Origin of the sequence: Natronoarchaeum philippinense, from assembly GCF_900215575.1 — an archaeon.
Classification (GTDB): Archaea; Halobacteriota; Halobacteria; order Halobacteriales; family Natronoarchaeaceae; genus Natronoarchaeum; species Natronoarchaeum philippinense.
In genome coordinates, this window is record NZ_OBEJ01000002.1 from 350,235 (window position 1) to 367,461 (window position 17,227).

At 63.0% G+C, this 17,227-nt stretch carries 16 protein-coding genes; 10 read left to right on the forward strand and 6 right to left on the reverse strand.

The window, feature by feature from the left end; all coding sequences use genetic code 11:
* Window positions 1–53: 53 nt before the first annotated feature.
* The 5 genes from CRO01_RS08570 (at window position 54) to CRO01_RS08590 (ending at window position 3,920) form a co-directional block, all read left to right on the forward strand.
* On the forward strand, window positions 54–521 hold the full coding sequence (locus CRO01_RS08570) for a PTS sugar transporter subunit IIA (RefSeq protein WP_097008715.1): 468 nt from the start codon (window positions 54–56) through the stop codon (window positions 519–521).
* A complete protein-coding gene (locus CRO01_RS08575; RefSeq protein WP_179747463.1) occupies window positions 521–781 on the forward strand; it encodes an HPr family phosphocarrier protein in 261 nt (86 codons plus the stop codon). The genes CRO01_RS08570 and CRO01_RS08575 overlap by 1 nt, the downstream gene beginning before the upstream one ends.
* Before the next feature lies 1 nt (window position 782).
* On the forward strand, window positions 783–2,471 hold the full coding sequence (gene ptsP / locus CRO01_RS08580; RefSeq protein WP_097008717.1) for a phosphoenolpyruvate--protein phosphotransferase: 1,689 nt from the start codon (window positions 783–785) through the stop codon (window positions 2,469–2,471).
* Window positions 2,468–2,968: a PTS fructose transporter subunit IIB gene (locus CRO01_RS08585; RefSeq protein WP_097008718.1), complete on the forward strand. Its 501-nt coding sequence runs from the start codon at window positions 2,468–2,470 to the stop codon at window positions 2,966–2,968. Before ptsP ends, CRO01_RS08585 begins: the two co-directional genes overlap by 4 nt.
* Window positions 2,969–3,131: 163 nt before the next feature.
* Window positions 3,132–3,920 (forward strand): class I fructose-bisphosphate aldolase, encoded by a 789-nt coding sequence (locus tag CRO01_RS08590; protein ID WP_097008719.1) that lies wholly within the window; start codon window positions 3,132–3,134, stop codon window positions 3,918–3,920.
* Window positions 3,921–3,929: 9 nt separating this feature from the next.
* On the opposite strand, the gene CRO01_RS08595 is transcribed toward CRO01_RS08590, so the two are convergent.
* The 3 genes from CRO01_RS08595 to CRO01_RS08605 form a co-directional block, all read right to left on the reverse strand.
* A complete protein-coding gene (locus tag CRO01_RS08595) occupies window positions 3,930–4,295 on the reverse strand; it encodes a DUF7344 domain-containing protein (RefSeq protein WP_097008720.1) in 366 nt (121 codons plus the stop codon).
* Window positions 4,296–4,550: 255 nt separating this feature from the next.
* A complete protein-coding gene (locus tag CRO01_RS08600) occupies window positions 4,551–5,462 on the reverse strand; it encodes a serine/threonine-protein kinase RIO2 (protein WP_097008721.1) in 912 nt (303 codons plus the stop codon).
* Between the two features lie 153 nt (window positions 5,463–5,615).
* Window positions 5,616–6,854 carry an RNA-guided endonuclease InsQ/TnpB family protein gene (locus tag CRO01_RS08605; protein ID WP_097008722.1) on the reverse strand — a complete coding sequence of 413 codons (1,239 nt, stop codon included), beginning with the start codon at window positions 6,852–6,854 and terminating at the stop codon, window positions 5,616–5,618.
* 349 nt (window positions 6,855–7,203) lie between these two features.
* Here CRO01_RS08605 and CRO01_RS08610 point away from each other — a divergent pair, with 349 nt between their 5' ends.
* From CRO01_RS08610 to CRO01_RS08625, 4 genes are all read left to right on the forward strand, one after another.
* Window positions 7,204–7,677, forward strand: coding sequence for an Lrp/AsnC family transcriptional regulator (locus CRO01_RS08610; RefSeq protein WP_097008723.1), 474 nt, complete (start codon window positions 7,204–7,206; stop codon window positions 7,675–7,677).
* A 261-nt stretch (window positions 7,678–7,938) separates the two neighbouring features.
* The gene (locus CRO01_RS08615) at window positions 7,939–9,435 is read left to right on the forward strand and encodes a proton-conducting transporter transmembrane domain-containing protein (protein WP_097008724.1); all 1,497 of its coding nucleotides are present in this window, start codon (window positions 7,939–7,941) and stop codon (window positions 9,433–9,435) included.
* The gene (locus CRO01_RS08620) at window positions 9,425–11,827 is read left to right on the forward strand and encodes a DUF2309 domain-containing protein (RefSeq protein WP_097008725.1); all 2,403 of its coding nucleotides are present in this window, start codon (window positions 9,425–9,427) and stop codon (window positions 11,825–11,827) included. The genes CRO01_RS08615 and CRO01_RS08620 overlap by 11 nt, the downstream gene beginning before the upstream one ends.
* 236 nt (window positions 11,828–12,063) lie before the next feature.
* The gene (locus CRO01_RS08625; RefSeq protein ID WP_097008726.1) at window positions 12,064–12,879 is read left to right on the forward strand and encodes a DUF7839 domain-containing protein; all 816 of its coding nucleotides are present in this window, start codon (window positions 12,064–12,066) and stop codon (window positions 12,877–12,879) included.
* A gap of 57 nt (window positions 12,880–12,936) precedes the next feature.
* Here the strand turns inward: CRO01_RS08625 and CRO01_RS08630 are convergent, their stop codons facing one another.
* The 3 genes from CRO01_RS08630 to CRO01_RS17160 all read right to left on the reverse strand — a co-directional run bounded on the left by CRO01_RS08630 (window position 12,937) and on the right by CRO01_RS17160 (window position 15,770).
* Entirely contained in the window at window positions 12,937–13,902 is a 966-nt protein-coding gene (locus tag CRO01_RS08630; protein ID WP_245838527.1) for a formylglycine-generating enzyme family protein, read from the reverse strand.
* 139 nt (window positions 13,903–14,041) lie between these two features.
* A complete protein-coding gene (locus CRO01_RS08635; protein WP_097008727.1) occupies window positions 14,042–15,397 on the reverse strand; it encodes a sulfatase family protein in 1,356 nt (451 codons plus the stop codon).
* Window position 15,398: 1 nt separating this feature from the next.
* Window positions 15,399–15,770, reverse strand: a complete 372-nt coding sequence (locus CRO01_RS17160) for a hypothetical protein (RefSeq protein ID WP_449289589.1) — start codon at window positions 15,768–15,770, stop codon at window positions 15,399–15,401.
* Window positions 15,771–16,150: 380 nt separating this feature from the next.
* On the opposite strand from CRO01_RS17160, the gene CRO01_RS08645 reads away from it, so the two are divergent.
* Complete coding sequence (locus CRO01_RS08645) at window positions 16,151–17,017, forward strand: ArsR/SmtB family transcription factor (RefSeq protein WP_097009165.1); 867 nt, start codon at window positions 16,151–16,153, stop codon at window positions 17,015–17,017.
* Window positions 17,018–17,227 lie beyond the last annotated feature (210 nt).

The following is a 17,227-nucleotide window of genomic DNA, read 5'->3' on the forward strand; positions in this document are numbered from 1 at the left end:
GGCACAGATCATCTAGCACACCATATTTACCCCACCAATCCCACTATACGCCTATGAGCTCTGACGCAGAACACACACCACTTACGACGGATTTGATCGCCCTAGAGGGCGCACCGGCCGATAAGCGCGGCGTGATCGAGTTCCTGCTCGGTCTGGCGGTCGATGCCGACCGCGTCACCGACCGCGAGCAGGCGCTCGACGACTTGCTCGCCCGCGAAGAGGAAGCGACCACCGGCGTCGGCATGGGGATCGGCATCCCCCACGCGAAAAGCGCGGCGGTCACGGCCCCGACGATCGCGTTCACGCGCGTTCCCGAAGGCATCGACTTCGACGCCATGGACGACGAGCCGGCGACGCTGATCTTCATGTTGCTGGTCCCCGAGGAAGGCGGCGAAGAGCACCTCCAGATGCTCAGTTCGCTGTCGCGGTCGCTGATGCACGAGGAGACCCGCGAGGAACTCCACGACGCCGAGTCGAAAGATCACGTCGAGTCGATCGTACTGGAGGCGGTCGAAGAATGATCGAGCGCACCGTCACGGTCGTCCCCGAGGACGGCCTCCACGCCCGACCCGCCTCGCAGTTCGTCGAGACCGCAAACGAGTACGACAGCGAGATCACCGCCGCCCCCGCCGGCGGCGACCCGGTCAACGCCGCGAGTATGCTCGCGGTGACCGGGCTGGGCGTGGCATCCGGCGAGGACGTCGTTCTCACCGCCGAGGGCCCCGACGAGGAGGAGGCCATCGCGGCGCTCGAAGATGTCCTGACGACCCCGGAGGAGTGAGATGAGCCAGACACTCGACGGCGTCGGCGCGACGCCGCTGTCGGGGCTCGGGACCGCGCTGTGGTACCGACCGGACGAGTTCCCGGATCCCGAAGACGTAGAGGCCGCCGATCCGGAGACCGAACACGAGCGCTTCGAGGAGGCCCGCGCGACCGCACGCGAAGAACTCGGAGCCGAGCGCGAGCGCACCGCCGAGCGCGTCGGCGAAGAGGAAGCCGCCGTGTTCGACGCGCACCTGCAGTTCCTCGACGACCCGCAGATCGTAGAGGGCGTCGAGGACGCGATCGACGACGGCGCGGCCGCAGAGGCCGGCGTCGCCCGCGCCTTCGGCGACGCCATCGAGCAGTTCGAGGGGATGGAGGGGATGATGGCCGAGCGCGCCGACGACATGCGCGACATCCGCGATCGGCTGCTCCGGATTCTCTCGGGCGGCGAGCGCGTCGACCTCGCGGAACTCCCCGAGGGAACCGTGTTGCTCGCCGAGCGACTGACCCCGAGCGACACGGCCCAGCTCGACCCCGAGCGCGTCGCCGGCTTCGCCACGATGACCGGCGGGCGCACCTCCCACGCCGCCATCTTCGCGCGCTCGCTCGGCATCCCGGCGGTCGTCGGCGCCGGCGACGCCCTTGCAGATATCGAGGAGGACGCCGACGTGGCTGTCGACGCTGAAAACGACGCCGTGATCCTCGACCCCGACGAGGCGACCCGCGAGCGCGTCAGTGCCGAGCGCGAGGTCGACGTGAAAGAGGAGCGCGTCGAGACGATCGACGGCCGCGAGATCGAGGTCGCCGCGAACCTCGGTACCACCGCCGAGATCGACGGCGCGAGCGCGCAGGGGGCTGACGGCGTCGGCCTCTATCGCACCGAGTTCCTCTTTCTCGATCGGGAGTCCCCGCCGGACGAGGACGAACAGGTCGACGCCTACGTCGAGGCACTGGACGCCTTCCCGGAAGGGCGGGTCGTCGTCCGTACCTTAGACGTTGGCGGCGACAAGCCCGTTCCCTACCTCGATCTTCCCGAGGAGGAGAACCCATTCTTGGGCAATCGCGGCATCCGACGGTCGCTGGCCGACGACGGGGACCTGTTCGAGACGCAACTGCGCGCGCTGCTTCGGGCCGCCGCCGAGGGCGCGGGCGAGCTGTCGGTGATGTTCCCGCTCGTGGCGACCGTCGAGGAACTCGACGAGGCGCTCGAACTGGTCGAGTCGGTCGCTGCCGATCTCGACGAGGACGGCATCGACCACGCGACGCCGGAACTCGGCGTGATGGTCGAGACCCCTGCCGCGGCGCTGATGGCCGACGAGTTCGCCGCGCGCGTGGACTTCCTCAGCATCGGGACGAACGACCTCGCCCAGTACGTCATGGCGTCTTCCCGCGAGAACGACGCCGTCTCTCATCTGCACGACCCGCGCCATCCGCCCGTGCTGCGCGCGATCGACCGATCCGTCGAGGCGGCCCACGACAACGACGCGTGGATCGGGATGTGCGGCGAGATGGCCGGTAACCCCGAACTCACGAAACTGCTCGTCGGCCTCGGCCTCGACGAGTTGAGCATGAGCGCCGTGACGATCCCGGACGTGAAAGCCGGCGTCGAAGCGATCGACACTGCCGACGCCCGCGACCTCGCCGACCGGGCGCTCGCGGCAAGCACTAAAGAGGACGTGGTCCGAATACTTAGCCAAGAATCATGAAATTCGTCGCAGTCACAGCCTGTCCGACCGGCATCGCACACAGCCAGATGGCCGCAGAGAATCTGGAAACCACCGCCGAAGAGCGCGGCCACGACATCCACGTCGAGGTACAGGGCGCGATGGGCACCGAAAACGAAATCCCCGACGACACACTCGCGGCGGCTGACGCCGTGATCATCGCCGCCGACACCTCGGTTCCGACCGATCGGTTCGACGGAAAGATCGTCGTCGACGGTCCCGTCAAGGACGCCGTCAACGACGCCGGCGGGATGATCGACGAGGCCGTCGAGCGCGCAGGTGGCGACGCCGACGCCTCCTCGGCGGACGAGGCGGCACAAGAGGCAGAAGCGCAAAGCGCTTCGAGCCCTCCTTCGCAAGCTCACGATGCCGCCGATGCTGACGAGGCCGCCGACGCTTCGGCCACCGACTCCAGTAGCCAATCGTCGACGAGTTCCGACGGCGGCCTCCTCGCGCGACTCAAGAAACTGTTCTCCTGACCGTCGCTGCACCATTTCGCCGCTGTCGCACCGTACTTGCCGCTCACGCACGTTTTTGACCGCCGTCGCGGCCGAACGATATCGTAAATATTGTCCTATATCGGTACAAAACAATCACGTTCGGTAGTATTTAGGAATCAGCAATCATTAGTTGTGATTGTCCATGACCGAACATCGCAACGCTTCGATCGCCCGCGACGGTAAGTCGATCATCCTCGCCCACGACCACGGCCTCGAACACGGCCCCGCCGCGTTCGAGGGCGTCGAGGACCGCCTCGATCCCGAGACCGTCTTCGAGATGGCGACCCACGATGCCGTCACCGCGCTGGCCGTCCAGAAGGGGCTGGCCGAGCAGTACTACCCCTCTTACGACGATCAGGTGAACCTGCTGGCCAAGTGCAACGGCTCCAGCAGCCTCTGGATGGGCGAGCCGTACTCGCCCCAGACGTGGTCGGTCGAGTACGCCGCCGAGTTGGGCGCTGACGCCATCGGCTACACCGTCTACCCCGGCACCAACACGGAACCTCAGATGTTCGAGGACTTCCAAGAAGTACAGGAGGCGGCCCGTGAGGAAGGACTACCCGTGGCGATGTGGTCGTACCCCCGCGGACAGGCGATCAAGGAACACCGCAAGCCCGAGACGATCGCTTACGCCACGCGGATCGGCCTCGAACTCGGCGCCGATCTGGTCAAGGTGAAATACCCCCGCAGCGGCGATGCGATGGCCCACGCCGTCGATGCCGCCGGCGCGGCCGACGTGGTTCTCAGCGGCGGCTCGAAGACCAGCGACTACGAGTTCCTTTCCACTGTGGAGACGGCGATGGACGCCGGCGCGAGCGGCCTCGCCGTCGGCCGCAACGTCTGGCAGCGCGACGACCCCGAAGGCATTCTCGACGCGCTCGAGCAGGTCGTCTTCGAAGAACGGTCGGCCGAAGACGCTCTCGATCAGTAGCGCCTGTTCTCAATCGAGATGAACGGGCTCGCCGCCCGTGGCATCCACGTCGGGGGATAGCAAACTGCACTGTTCGACGCTCTGGGCGACGACATCGGCCGCTCTGGTTCGCTCTGTCGCTTCGACGACGCCCCCCTCGGCATCGTACTCGACGAGCCCGGCGTCCGCTAGCTTCGGGAGGTGCCTGTGGTGAAGCTCTGGCACGAGTCGATCGGCTGGCCCTCCACGTGTGTCACCCTGTTCGGCGACGGCGTCCGCGAGCTCGTCAAGTGTCGCGGTCGTCCGGTCACAGAGCACCTCGATGACGGCCCGACGGGCCGATTCGGCGAGACACTCGAAGACGGCGTCGGTGGCGTAGTTCTCACGCGAGCGCATAGCTCACCTCCCTCTCGATCGACACTCGACCGGGGACCGGACTGACGCTGGCGGCTGAACGGGCTCTCGACTGGTTGATCGAGCAGAACATATTCGGATGCTCTTGTGCCGCTGTCATATGCTTTCCGGACAGTACAACTAGACGTTTCGTGGGTCGCTCCTGATCCAATTTCATATAGCAATAACTAGTTTACAATCACGTAGCAGCACCTCCGCTTCGGCAGCGTAGAGCAGAAAAATACGTCTTCCAGCGGGCTACCGCTCGATGAACTTCTCGACGGTCTCGTAGCTCCCCTCGGCGATGGCACTGGCCAACGCCTCGATATCGGCGTCGCCCACGTGCTGGGGGTACTTGCGGCGGAAGTACCCGACGACGTTCTCGATGTCGCGTTCGAGAAATTCGTCGGCGTTCTCGTGGTCGGTCGGCACGGATTGGGGCCAATCGAAGATCGTGATCCCCGACTCGGCGACGAACACGTTGTACTCGCTCATGTCCGCGTGGACCCGACCCTCCGCGTAGGCGTCGCGCAGTTCTCGGAGGATCAGTCCCAGAACGGGGCGGACCTGCTCGTCTTCTAATTTCGTCTGGGATAGTTCGACGCCGTCGATCTTCTCCATGACGATGGCGTGACGGTTCTGGTCGACCGGTCGCGGCACCGACACCTGTGGATACAGCGCTTCGAGCGCCTCGTACTCACGTTCGGCGGCCTTGCGCGCGGTGTAGAGCCACGAGACGTGCTCGCGATCGGAGGTGTAATCGCGCTCTTTCATCACTTCCCGGAAATTGGTGTACCCCTCGCGGTGGTACTTCAGCGCCATCGGCTCGTAAGACTGGACCTCGTACACGTCGCTTTCCTTGCCCACGCCCAGCGACGCCCCGAAGCCGGAGATCGTGTCTCGCTCGGCGAAACTGTGCAGCGCCAGCGCGTCGTACCCCTCGAATTTGAGAGTGTAGCCCTCGTACTGGATCGTCTTGCGTTCGATCAACTCCCGGTCGAGACAGCGATCGATCCGGTACTCGACGTCCTCGGTCGTCAGCCGGGAGAACTTGGGAATCTTCTCCTTTGCGACCCACTCCGAGAAGCGCATCCCCTGCTCGATGCCCGAAAGGAGGTGATAATCCTCGGGTTCGAGCTCGGGCAACACCCCGGCGACGTTCTGTACCATGTCCGTGACGTAGCGCTCCCGTGGTAAAAGCCCCGCGCGTGCGGACGACTACGTGCTACTGGCCGGTGCCCGATCCGGCGGGAGTGCTGCTAGTAGGGGGTAGAGTAAGCTACCACGGCCTGAAGTCCGTGGTATTCAGCGTGGACTCCCGTTCTAACCCGACAAAGGGGTAGGCGAATACTCGCCGTTCACATTCAATGTCCCGCTGTTCAAGCGCACGCCTACGGGTGCGCCTCCACGCCCAGACTTTTGCTGGTCGCGGAGATACTTCAAGCCGATATTCTTCGAGGCGTTGTAATCCGCGTGAACATCGTACCCGCACTTCAGACAACCGAACTCGTCCTGTCCGTTGTTGTGTGGCCGATTATTCTCGTGTGTGAACCCACACTTCGAGCAACGCTGACTCGTGTACTCCGGATTAATCTGCTTCACCACAAGCCCCACGGATTCAGCTTTGTACGTGACGTACTCGTACAGACGGTGGAACGCCCACTTGTGAACTGATTTCGCGCTCGGTAGGCGTTCGCGGATGCCTTTGAGTTGCTCGAACACGATGTGCGTACAGTCGTTTTCGAGGGCTTCCTCTACGAGTTCGTTCGAGATTGTGTGAAGCATCTGTTCAAAGCGTTCAGTCTGTTTACGACCGACTCGCTGAACGTCCTCGTGTGCCCACCGTGTTCCAGTCTGTTGGAGGTCGCCCCGGCGGTTCTCGTATTCTCGGTGCCAGTGGTTGAGTTCGCCACCGCTCCAGAACCGTCCGGTTGAGGTGGTTGCGATATTTGTGATGCCGAGGTCAACACCAAGGACGGAGACGTGCTTGGCATCGCCTTGTTCGGCATCATCGTTCTCCACGGCGGGCTTTGTCCGCACATGAAGGTAAAAACAACCCTCAACTGTATCATAGTGGAGTGTCGCTCCCTTAACCGCATAGTCGTCGTTGAGTAGGTACGCCGAGTGCGGCGTGTCACGCTGTTCGTTAGGGAGGACGAACTCTGCGGTCACTCGCCCGTCGATGGTGGCGAGTGTGGCGTGATCATCGTTGACCGTGATGGTTCTTGCGTCGTAGCTGGCGAACCGTGACGTGAAGTGAGGCTTCGAGGCTTTTTTACCTTCCTTCCAGCGTTCGACAACACCCTTTACGGCTTCTGCGGCTCTGTTTCGTGCGGCTTGCACGAGGTTGGCCGGGAGTGGTGAGTGGTCTCGAACGTCATAGTACGTTTGGTCGTGGAGTTTCTGTTTGCTGGTGATTTTCCAGTCTGGACCCCACGCTACGTCTACGACGTAGTTGGCGGCATCAAGGAAGTGGTCGGTTGTCTGGTGGAGGAGGTCAGCGGCACTCTTGTCCACATTGAGCTTGATGGGGACAGTTCGAGTGCTTGAGTCTTCCACCATCTGTACTTCATATGTAGATGCCTGTATTTATAATAGTGTGGATTGACGTGGGGGAGTCAACCTGCTATCGAACGCGGTTTGTGTCAGCGTTGTCAGCTTCCTCCCGCGCCTGAAGACGCGGGTTTCCGCCTTGCATTCATTATGAAGTCTATATAGTGCATTTCGATATATCGAATCGGGGCTGGCGTTGCGACCGGTTCTCCCGATGCAGAGGATCGATGCCATTGGAGTTTTCGCCACGCGTTGGGCTTGTGAGTGAGATTTACTACCTATGCAGAACAAACGGGAATTCAGCGGAATACCCGGGTAACGTACAAAAGTAAAGTGGCTTTGTCGCAGACACACTGGTATGACTGACAAAGAGCTCGACGACGTGGACAAGGCGATCCTGTATGCGCTGCAGGAAGACGCTCGGAATATGTCGTCCGGAGATATCGCGGAGCGGACCGGCACCTCAGACAGTACCGTCCGCAAGCGCATCCAGCGTCTCGAATCCGACAGCGTCGTCAAAGGATACAGCGCGCACGTAGATTATCAGAAGTCGGGCTATCCGCTCCGGATGTTGCTCTACTGTACCGCCACGATACCCGAGCGTGGCGACCACATCCCCGAGATTCTGGAGATCGACGGCGTCGTCTCGGTCCAAGAGTTGGTTACCGGCGAGCAGAACCTCCTCGTTACTGCTGTCGGCGAGTCGGACAACGACATCACATCCGTCGCACAGGAACTTCTCGATATGGGACTGACAGTCGCCGACGAAGTGCTCGTTCGGACCCACGAGACGACGCCGTTCGGCAAGTTCAACGGCGAGAACAGTAGCTGATCGACGACGCACACCGATATCGGACGCAGTCGCGCGGCGGACGGTCACACGCGCAATCGAATAATTATAGTGGAGTGCATCTGTCGAGTCACTCCGTTCACCCAGTGTACGAAACATAATGTTCTATCAGGCACCAGTCTGTGAACGGTTCGGTAAAATAGGAGGATTTAATACTGGTTCTGTTCTTGCAATGACGTAGCGACGACCAGAAGCGGCTCGCGATGGAGATACCGATTGCCGTGATGGGTCACAAACCGAACGATGTCAGGACAGAACTCAGCAACGACGATTGGATCGCTCCCGGATACGGCGGCGGACTCACCACTTGCGCCCGTCGCACTCACGTGGCTCGTGTGGTCGCTGTTCGCCGCGAGTATTGCCGCGCTTACCGTCCGAGTCCAGACCGGGGGCGAATGGGAGATCTCCGGCGTGATCGCTATCGATGGACTAACCGTTCTGATGTGGTTTGTCGTCACCTTCTTCAGCGGCATCGTCCACAGTTACTCGCGCCGCTATATGGCAGGAAGCACGCATAAAACGGCGTTTTTCGTCACTGTATTCAGTTTCACGGTGGTCGTGATGGGACTGGTTGCGGCCGATCATATCGCTCTGTTCGGGTTCCTGTGGCTGGCGATGGGGCTGCTGATGGCGAAGCTCATCGGCATCATCAGCGGCTGGGACCAAGCGCAGGCGGCCGCGTCGGTCGCCCGCAGGTACTTCCTCGCCAGCAGCGCGCTCCTCGGGGTTGCGTTGACGGCACTGTGGTGGACGACCGGCGCGTCGACGGTCTCCGGAATTGCCGCAGCAGCCGATACACTCGGCGGCCCCGCGTGGCTGGTCGCCGCCAGCGCGCTCGTGCTCGCAGCGATGATTCAGTCCGCACTCGTCCCGTTCCATAACTGGCTGCTGTCCTCGATGACGGCACCGACGCCGGCGTCGGCGCTGATGCACGCCGGATTCGTCAATGCGGGGGGAATTCTCCTGACCCGCTTTGCCCCGGTCATCACCGTCGATTCCGCGCTCATGCTCGCGGTGGTCGCCGTCGGAGGGGCCAGCGCCGTCGGCGGGAAGCTCCTGAAGTCGGTCCAGACAGACATCAAGGGCAAGCTCGGCTGTTCGACGGTCGGCCAGATGGGCTTTATGATCATGCAGGCCGGGCTCGGATTCTTCGGGGCCGCGATCACCCACCTCGTTCTGCACGGCTTCTACAAGGCCTACCAGTTCCTGAGTTCGGGCGGACAGGTCGAACACACCAGTCCGAGTGCGACGACTGAGCACACAGTCGGGCGGATGGCGAGCGTCGGCGGCGCAGTAGTGACGCTGTTGACCGGGCTGGTTGGTGGCGGGCTGTTCGCGGTGCTGACCGGGAAGGGGGCGCACGTGGACGCCGGCCTCTTGCTGACGTTCTTCGTGGTGTTTACTACGCTCCACGCAGCCCGCAGCGCGGTCCAGCACAGCTCGCTTCCGATGATGGCTCGCTACGGGGCAGTCCCGTTGGTCTTCTTCCCGGCCATCACCGTCTACGCGGTGGTTTACGAGGCGATCTCCGGTGTGCTATCCGGACTCCCGATGGTCACGACGCCGACCGAGCTGACGCTGCTCCACGGCATCATCGCCGTCATCTTCGTCGGCATCTACATCGGTATCGAGACCGGCATCCACGAACACAGCCAGCGTCTCTACGTGGCACTGCTGAACGCAAGCCAACCGTCGTCCGACACCGTCCTGACTTCCACGGAGGACTACAATGAGTACTGAACCCGCCATCGACGACAGCATCGAAGACGCAGCGACGAGCGTCGGTTCCCTCTGGCCCATCCACTCGTTCGTGACGTCCAATCCCCTCTCGGGGTTCGAGGACCAGCCGTTCGACGAAGCGGTCGAGCAGGCGACCGACCTACTGGGTGGCCGTGGCTACCCGAGCCCCGAAACGTTCCGCAAAGCACTGAACCGCGGCCAGATAGACCCGGAAATTCTCGAAGCGGAGCTCGCTACGGCTGGCTACGAGGACGATACCGAGGTGTTGCTCGACCGCATGTCCGACGCGGTCGACACCGAGGAGGATGCCGACACCGTCGAAGACCACGTCGACCAAGTGCTGACGAAGTGGTTGTCGGCCTTCCTCGAGGAGGGAAGTGCCCACTGGTCGATGCCGAACCGCGAAGCCGGGTTCTACACCGCCTTCCGTGGGGTCGTCGACTACGACAGTGAAATCCCCGACGAGGGGGCCGTCGCTGACCTGCCCGAGACGCCGGCCGCAGCCATCGAGACGGTGCTGGAGCCGTACCCGAGGAGCCAGTGGGAGTCAATTTTCGAGGAGCAACTCGCTGCCCTCCCGGGCTGGACGGGTTTCATCAAGCAACGCGTCGACGACGGAGGGGAGTGGCAGTCGACGTACCCGATCTCGCTCGAAGGCTATCTCGCAGCGCGTCTGGCGCTGCTGGATGCCGTCGGCGCCGACATCGAGCCCGCGAACGACGACGCCAGCGCGAACCCGGCCGACGAGCTCGCCCAAGCGTTCCTGCGTGCGTGGGAGGCGACCTACCGCGATGAACTCGCCGGAACCGTCGCCGAAGAGAGCCAGTCGATGGCCGGCGACGATACGTCCGGCCGCGCGGACGCTCAATTAGTCTTCTGTATCGACACCCGTTCGGAGATCATCCGCCGTCACATCGAGGCGACGGGCGACTACGAGACCCACGGGTACGCTGGCTTCTTCGGCATCCCGATGGAGTACCAAGGCTACGAAGCCGACGTGTCGGTCGATGCCTGCCCACCGATCGTCGAACCGCAGCACCACGTCACCGACTTTCCGACCGACGACGATACGCAGGCGAGCCACGATCGCTGGTCGGGCATCCGCGAAGCCGCCGACGAGATCATCGAGACGCTAGAGGCCAACGCCGCCACGGCCTACGGCTTCGTCGAGACCACCGGGAGCGCCTACGGCCTCACACTTGCGGCCCGCACGCTCGTCCCCGGGCGCGTTCACGATCTGTTCGACGCCGCCGACGAGTCGGTGCCCGACGACCACGAGTTCTGCGAGCCGCTCGTCGACCACCAGCACACGTACGCTGGCGACCTGCCGGTGGGGATGACCACCGAGGAGAAAGTCGAGTACGCCGCCACCGCCTTCGAGCTGATGGGGTGGGAGGAGTTCAGTCGCCTCGTCGTCTTCACGGGCCACGCCAGCGAGACGACCAACAATCCATACGACGCGAGTCTGGACTGCGGTGCCTGTGCCGGCAACCCCGGTGGCCCGAGTGCCCGCGTCCTCGCGAAGATCTGTAACGACGACGCTGTGACGGCCGAACTCCGCGAACGCGGCCACGACATCCCCGAAGACACCGTCTTCCTCGCTGGACAACACAACACGACGACCGACGAGATCGAACTGTACGACGGCGACGTTCCCGAGAGCCACGCCGACGATCTCGACCAGTTACGCGCGGACCTCGCCACGGCACGCGAGAACGCTGCCGCCGAGCGCGCCGAGGCGATGGGTGCCGACAGTTCGGCCGCAGTCAGCGAGACGGAGCGCCGCGCCTCCGACTGGGCAGAGACGCGTCCCGAGTGGGGACTGGCCGGCAACGCCGGCTTCGTCATCGGTCCTCGCGAGCTGACGAGCGGCGTCGACCTCGATGGCCGCGCGTTCTTGCACTCGTACGACTGGTCGACCGATCCCGACGCCGACGCGCTCGAAGCGATCTTCACGGGGCCGATGGTCGTCACCCAGTGGATCAATATGCAGTACTACTTTTCGACGGTCGACAACGGCGTCTACGGTAGCGGGTCGAAGGTGACCCACAATCCCGTCGGTAACGTCGGCGTCTACCAAGGCAACGGCGGCGACTTGATGACCGGTCTCCCGCTGCAGTCGCTGATGGCTGCCGACGACGAACCACATCACCAGCCGCTCCGCCTCTCGACGGTCGTCCACGCGCCGGTCGAGCGCGTCACCGAGGTTTTGGCCGACCACGAGGAACTGACCGAACTGCTGGACAACGGCTGGCTCTCGCTGACGGTCGTCGACCCGACGCAGGACCACCGCGCGTTCCACTACGAGGAAGAACTGGAGTGGATACCGATGTCTGAGCGGGACGAAGCCCCCCAAGAGAAACCGGTCGCCCCCGCTGTCGCGGACGAGTGAACTCGGTGTAGTCGCGACGATCCCACAACTGTCGTTTCGATCCGACCCGGTGGAACAGGTGTTTTGGCGTGCCCGACGTAGGTGGGTTCCGACAGTGCAACTGGTTCGGTATCGTTCGGAAAGTAAGACTGTCTAACTGAACCTTGGATTGTATATCTGCGAAGGACCCCGACGACAGTGCAATCTGCCCCGTACTATGCCAAACATACTTGCCGTGGGACGCCCGAGAACCGTTCATGTCCGGAGAGCAGTCTGACGCCAGCGGCTCGGGCGTCCTCGAAAGCAAGCGCAACGCGACCAGATACCAGATTCTGGTCCAGATCGCCGAGCGCCAACCGGCCGTCAGCCAGCGCGAGATCGCAGATGCCATCGGCATCACCTCGCAGGCAGTGAGCGACTACCTCCAGAATCTGATCGAGCAAGGTCACGTCGACAAGGGCGGCCGCGGTCGGTACGAGGTGACCAAGGAGGGCGTCGACTGGCTCATCTCCCAGACCGACGACCTGCGCGAGTTCGTCCAGCACGTCTCCGAAGAGGTCATCGGGGAAGTCGAGGTCGAGACGGCCATCGCAACCACCGATATCAGCGAGGGAGAAACCGTCTCGCTGACGATGCGCGACGGCGTCCTCCGCGCGATGTCCGGCGGCGCAGGCAGTGCAACTGCAGTTGCGGTGACGGGCGCGGCGGCCGGCCGCGATGTCGGCGTGACGAACTTCGAGGGCGTCGTCGACTACGACCTTGGTATGGTCACCGCGGTCTCGATTCCGCGGGTGCGCGACGGGGGAAGCACGGCGGTCGACGCCGAGCGAATCGCGGAACTGGCGACGTCCCACGACCTGATCGCGGCGGCGGGGACGGAGGCGCTCGCGGCCGCCGATGCCGCCGGCGTCGACCCCGACATCCGCTTTGGCACCGCTCCCGCCGTCCAGGAGGCGGCGACCAAGGGGCTGGACGTCCTGTTGCTCGCCGCGACCGCGGTTCTGTCGGCTCACACTGACAAGCTTCGCGACCAGAAAATCGGGTACGAAGTCGTCGACGCCAACCGGACGTGATCGGCGGGTCGATCCGTCAGATCGTCGGCATCTCACCCGAAACGGCAGCGAAGGCGGTTACGGGTCGAGTGCGAGGCGGAAGCCGGTGTGTCCCGTCGAACTGTCCGGCGTGTTCTTACTACGGGCGGCCACGCGGTAGCGATTGCAGTACGAACGGTGACAGAGGTAGGAACCGCCTCGAATAACGCGTTCGCCACCCTCCGCCGGTCCCGTCGGGTTCGATCGCGAATTCTGGCAGGGATCGGAACGGAACCGGTCGCTACACCACTCCCAGACGTTCCCGACCGCGTTGTAGAGTCCGAAGCCGTTGGGCGGATATTCGTCGACGGGCGCGGTGCCGTAGTACCCGTCCTCCTCCGAGTTGTGGCGGGGGAAGTCGCCCTGCCATATGTTACTCCGGTGTTCGCCGTCGGGGCGCAGATCGTCTCCCCACGGATACGTCGCACCCCGTAGCCCGCCACGGGCCGCTTTCTCCCACTCTGCCTCGGTCGGAAGCCGTTTGCCGGCCCAGTTGGCGTAGGCCTGTGCGTCGTTCCACGAAACGTGCGTCACCGGATGTTCAAGGCGCTCTATCACGGTCGAGCCGGGACCTTCCGGCCGGAACCAGTTTGCGCCCCGCACGGCGAACCACCACGGCGCCGCCTCGACGGAGTCGACGACGTGCTGCCGGTCGTCCGAACCGACGAACTCCTCGAAGACGAACGACCACCCGTAGCGTTCCGCGTCGGTCGTGTAGTCGGTCTCGCGGACGAACTCGAGAAATTCGGCGTTCGTGACGGCGTGGCTGCTGACGTAGAACTCGTCGACGTCGACCGTTCGGGCCGGGCCTTCGCCGTCCGCCTCGTAACCGACGTCGCTGTCGGTTCCCATTCGGAACTCGCCGCCCGGAATCTTCACCATCCGGGCCGTATCGCCTGTCTCAGAGTTCTCGGAGTCCCCAGCCGAGTTCTCCGATCCCCGGTCGATCCCCCGTCCAGCACCGGAACGCGACGCGGCACAGCACTCGTGGTCGTTCTCGTCCACGGTCACACCACCCCTTCGAGGTGTTCTCTTGCCGGCATTCCGACCGTCTCTACCGCGCGTCCGTACGCGTTTACCGAATACATAGTGATCATATAATATATTTTATATCCGCAGCTCGAATCACGCTCGTGGGATCTCGTCACTCTGACCTCACGCGATCGATCGCGTCCGGCGGATTGAACCCCGGAATCTGTGGAACCATCGGATACTGTGGATTCGCGCCGAACGCGTCGTCGTGTTCGACGCACCACTCGAACAGGCGTTCGCGGTGTTCCGCGAGCACGTCGCCGTACTCGGCGTTCTCCGAGAGGTCAACCATCTCTCCCGGATCGTTCCGGAGATCGAACAGTTGTTCGCGCTGACGCCCGCGTTCGTAGACGATGTACTTGTACCGATCCGTTCGGACCACCCGGCCGCCGAGTTGAATGTTCGTCTGTACGACTACCTGGTCTCTCCATTCGGTATCCTGACCGGCGGCGAGCGGCCTGACGCTCTTCCCGTCGAGATCGTCCGGCGGCGTGATATCCGCGTAGTCACACAGCGTCGGCAGGACGTCTAGCCCGTTCGAGACGAGGTGGTCGTCGGTCTCTCCTTCGAGCGTCTCGCCGGGGTAGCTGACGATGAACGGAACCCGGACGCTCTCTTCGTACCCCCAACACTTCTGCTCGAGTTGGTGGGCGCCGTTCAGTTCCCCGTGGTCCGAGGTGAACACGATCACCGTGTTCTCGGTGAGTCCCCGTTCGTCGAGCGCGTCCAGAAGTTCCCCGATTTCGGCGTCGACCTTCTCGACCAGTCGGAAGTAGGCGTGGCGATAGTGGCGCCACTCCTCCGCCGTCGCGTCGACCATGTTTCCGGAGAGTCCGCTGGGGCGCGAGGCCTCCATCAACGTTCTGATCTCCGACGGTTCGAACGGCGGGATGCCGTAGTTCTTCGGGAGATCCGGACACTCCTCGGTCGGGACCGATTCGACGTTGCCCCACGGAAGGTTCTCGTTGCGAGCGACTTCGCAGATGTTGTGCGGGTTGTCGAACGACGCGACGAGGAAGAACGGGTCGTCCCGGTCGCGATCGAGGAAGTCGATGCAGTTGTCCGCGAGCGTGAGGTCGTTCATCCCCTGAAGGGTCTCGAAGCCGTGCTCGTCCGGGAGCGTCATCTCCGGAACGTGCCACTTTCCGCCGTAGGCGCAGTCGTAGCCGGCGTCGTCGAACAGGCGTCCCAGTTCCTCGTCTCGATACCGCTCGTCGATCTCGGAATTGTTGTCGGACGCGCCGACTTCGTGCGGCATGCGACCGGAGAACAGGCTCGCTCGCGACGGATTGCACAGCGGCTGCGTACAGTACGTGTCGGTGAAGCGCACGCCGCGATCGGCCAGCCGGTCCATCGCCGGCGTCTCGACGTAGTCGCTGCCCGCGCAACTCATCGCGTCCGCTGATTGCTGGTCGGTGAGGACGAACAGTACGTTGGGTCCGGTGGTTTGATCGGTATTCGTAGTCATGTCAGTAGATAGTACTCGTCTTGTTTCGGGCCGCGGGGGTTTTGTCGCGTGTGTACGATCGAACCGCGGGTATTGAGCGCTCACGGCGTGCTCTCGGGGCCGTCAGCTCGTTCGGTTTACCGTCGATATCGACACGGACTCTCTTTCCGGACCGTTCCGATTCGTATGCGGCCTCGGTAAGTGCGGTCACGGCAAGGGCGTCCCGGGCGGTGGCTGGCGGAGGGTTTCCGTTCACGATCGAATCGACGATCGATGTCGTTCGATCGTCCCAGTCGGAGAGGACGGCGTCGAGTGGCTCGTCGGCCGACAATTCGTCGTGGGTCTCGTAGCGGCTTTCTTCGGGTACTTCGAGCGTCTCTCCGGCTTCGTCCATGTTCTGGGCACTGATGTCGGCGACTGCTTCGACGGACTCCGATTCGATGTCGCGCAGTTGGTGACCGAACAGAGTGCCGAAGTCTCCGGTTCCGATGATGCCTGTGCTGATCTGCTGCGACATGGGTGTACGATTGAAGATGGAATAGGAAAATAAGTGTAATCAGAACGAATATTCTGTTATCGGATTGTTCGGTTATACCGGTCCAGAGGAGTCACCCTCCACTGTCGGTTGAGTCGACCAAGAACCGGCCTTTCAGCGCCCCTCTATCGGCCGAATTTAGCACGGTGGACAACAACAACAAGAGCGCCGACGATCAAACGACTCAAGAAATCTTCGGCGGCGACAGATTCACCACGGGGACGTGCTATCGTAGGCGCATGGGCGAGCAGACCATCGAGGTGGATCAGGAACGGGCCGCAAGCGCGTTCGGAGCGCTGGCCGACCCGAGTCGTATCGGAATCCTCCTCGCGCTCTGGCAGTCCGGTCCGCTCGCGTTCGCAGATCTCCACAGAGAGACGGCGATAGAAGATAGCGGTCGCTTCAACTACCATTTGGACAGACTCGTCGACCAGTTCGTCATCAAAACGGAGGACACCTATCGGCTCACGCCGGTCGGTGCGAAGGTAGCCGACATCCTGTTGGACGCCCGATTCGGTCCGACCCCACCGCCGATAGACGAACCCACGGACGCCGACTGTCCTGACTGCGGCGAACGCATCCACGCCCGCTACGAGAACGGAGATATCAGGCTCCAGTGTTCGGCCTGTGACTTGCTCGTCCACTACGGTTACTTCCCGCCGCGCGGCCGAACAACCCGCGACGCCGACGGGTTCCTCGACGCGTACTCACAGCGTCTCTGGAGGGATTTCTCGCTCGCTCACCGCGGCGTCTGTCCGCACTGCAGCGGCCGGATGCGCAATCGAATCGACGAGGACCCCGACTGGTATCCCGACTACGCCGCCAAGAGCATCTGCCGAGACTGCGGTGTCTCCGTCGGTTCCACGCTGGGGCTCCGACTGCTTGGAGATCCTGACGTGGTCGCCTTTCTCGCCGATCACGACGTTCACGCCGACGACAACAGGTTCTGGACGCTGGAGTTCTGCCTCGATGACTCCGATGTACGTGTGGTTTCGGACCCGGTTCGCCGGTACGTGATACCGATCAGTACCGACTCGGAGACGCTCGAAGTCATCGTGGACGAAACCGCGTCGGTCGTCGAGACGGCGCGATGGTCGCACCGGTAACCGCCGCGGCCCCTAGGACAGGAATGGCGACGGAGGACGAAGACGAGTGAACAACCGATCGACGAAACGCGTGTATTGGCAACCGACGACAGCGTCGTGGTGGTAGGAGGAGAGTACTTTCTGCCCTCTCGACGCCAAGCGAACGGGATCCGCTCGTCCTGTACGAGCGACTACTGATTTCCAACCACCTCTATTGATTAGTACGTCGAC

Coding starts and splice junctions, on each gene's coding strand:
- CRO01_RS08600 (WP_097008721.1), bottom strand. CDS start 5,462: ATGGTACAGAACGTCGCCGGGGTGTTGCCCGAGCTCGAACCCGAGGAT.
- ptsP (WP_097008717.1), top strand. CDS start 783: ATGAGCCAGACACTCGACGGCGTCGGCGCGACGCCGCTGTCGGGGCTC.
- CRO01_RS08585 (WP_097008718.1), top strand. CDS start 2,468: ATGAAATTCGTCGCAGTCACAGCCTGTCCGACCGGCATCGCACACAGC.
- CRO01_RS08570 (WP_097008715.1), top strand. CDS start 54: ATGAGCTCTGACGCAGAACACACACCACTTACGACGGATTTGATCGCC.
- CRO01_RS08635 (WP_097008727.1), bottom strand. CDS start 15,397: ATGACTACGAATACCGATCAAACCACCGGACCCAACGTACTGTTCGTC.
- CRO01_RS08625 (WP_097008726.1), top strand. CDS start 12,064: ATGTCCGGAGAGCAGTCTGACGCCAGCGGCTCGGGCGTCCTCGAAAGC.
- CRO01_RS08590 (WP_097008719.1), top strand. CDS start 3,132: ATGACCGAACATCGCAACGCTTCGATCGCCCGCGACGGTAAGTCGATC.
- CRO01_RS08595 (WP_097008720.1), bottom strand. CDS start 4,295: ATGCGCTCGCGTGAGAACTACGCCACCGACGCCGTCTTCGAGTGTCTC.
- CRO01_RS08620 (WP_097008725.1), top strand. CDS start 9,425: ATGAGTACTGAACCCGCCATCGACGACAGCATCGAAGACGCAGCGACG.
- CRO01_RS08605 (WP_097008722.1), bottom strand. CDS start 6,854: ATGGTGGAAGACTCAAGCACTCGAACTGTCCCCATCAAGCTCAATGTG.
- CRO01_RS08615 (WP_097008724.1), top strand. CDS start 7,939: ATGTCAGGACAGAACTCAGCAACGACGATTGGATCGCTCCCGGATACG.
- CRO01_RS08645 (WP_097009165.1), top strand. CDS start 16,151: ATGGGCGAGCAGACCATCGAGGTGGATCAGGAACGGGCCGCAAGCGCG.
- CRO01_RS08610 (WP_097008723.1), top strand. CDS start 7,204: ATGACTGACAAAGAGCTCGACGACGTGGACAAGGCGATCCTGTATGCG.
- CRO01_RS17160 (WP_449289589.1), bottom strand. CDS start 15,770: ATGGACGAAGCCGGAGAGACGCTCGAAGTACCCGAAGAAAGCCGCTAC.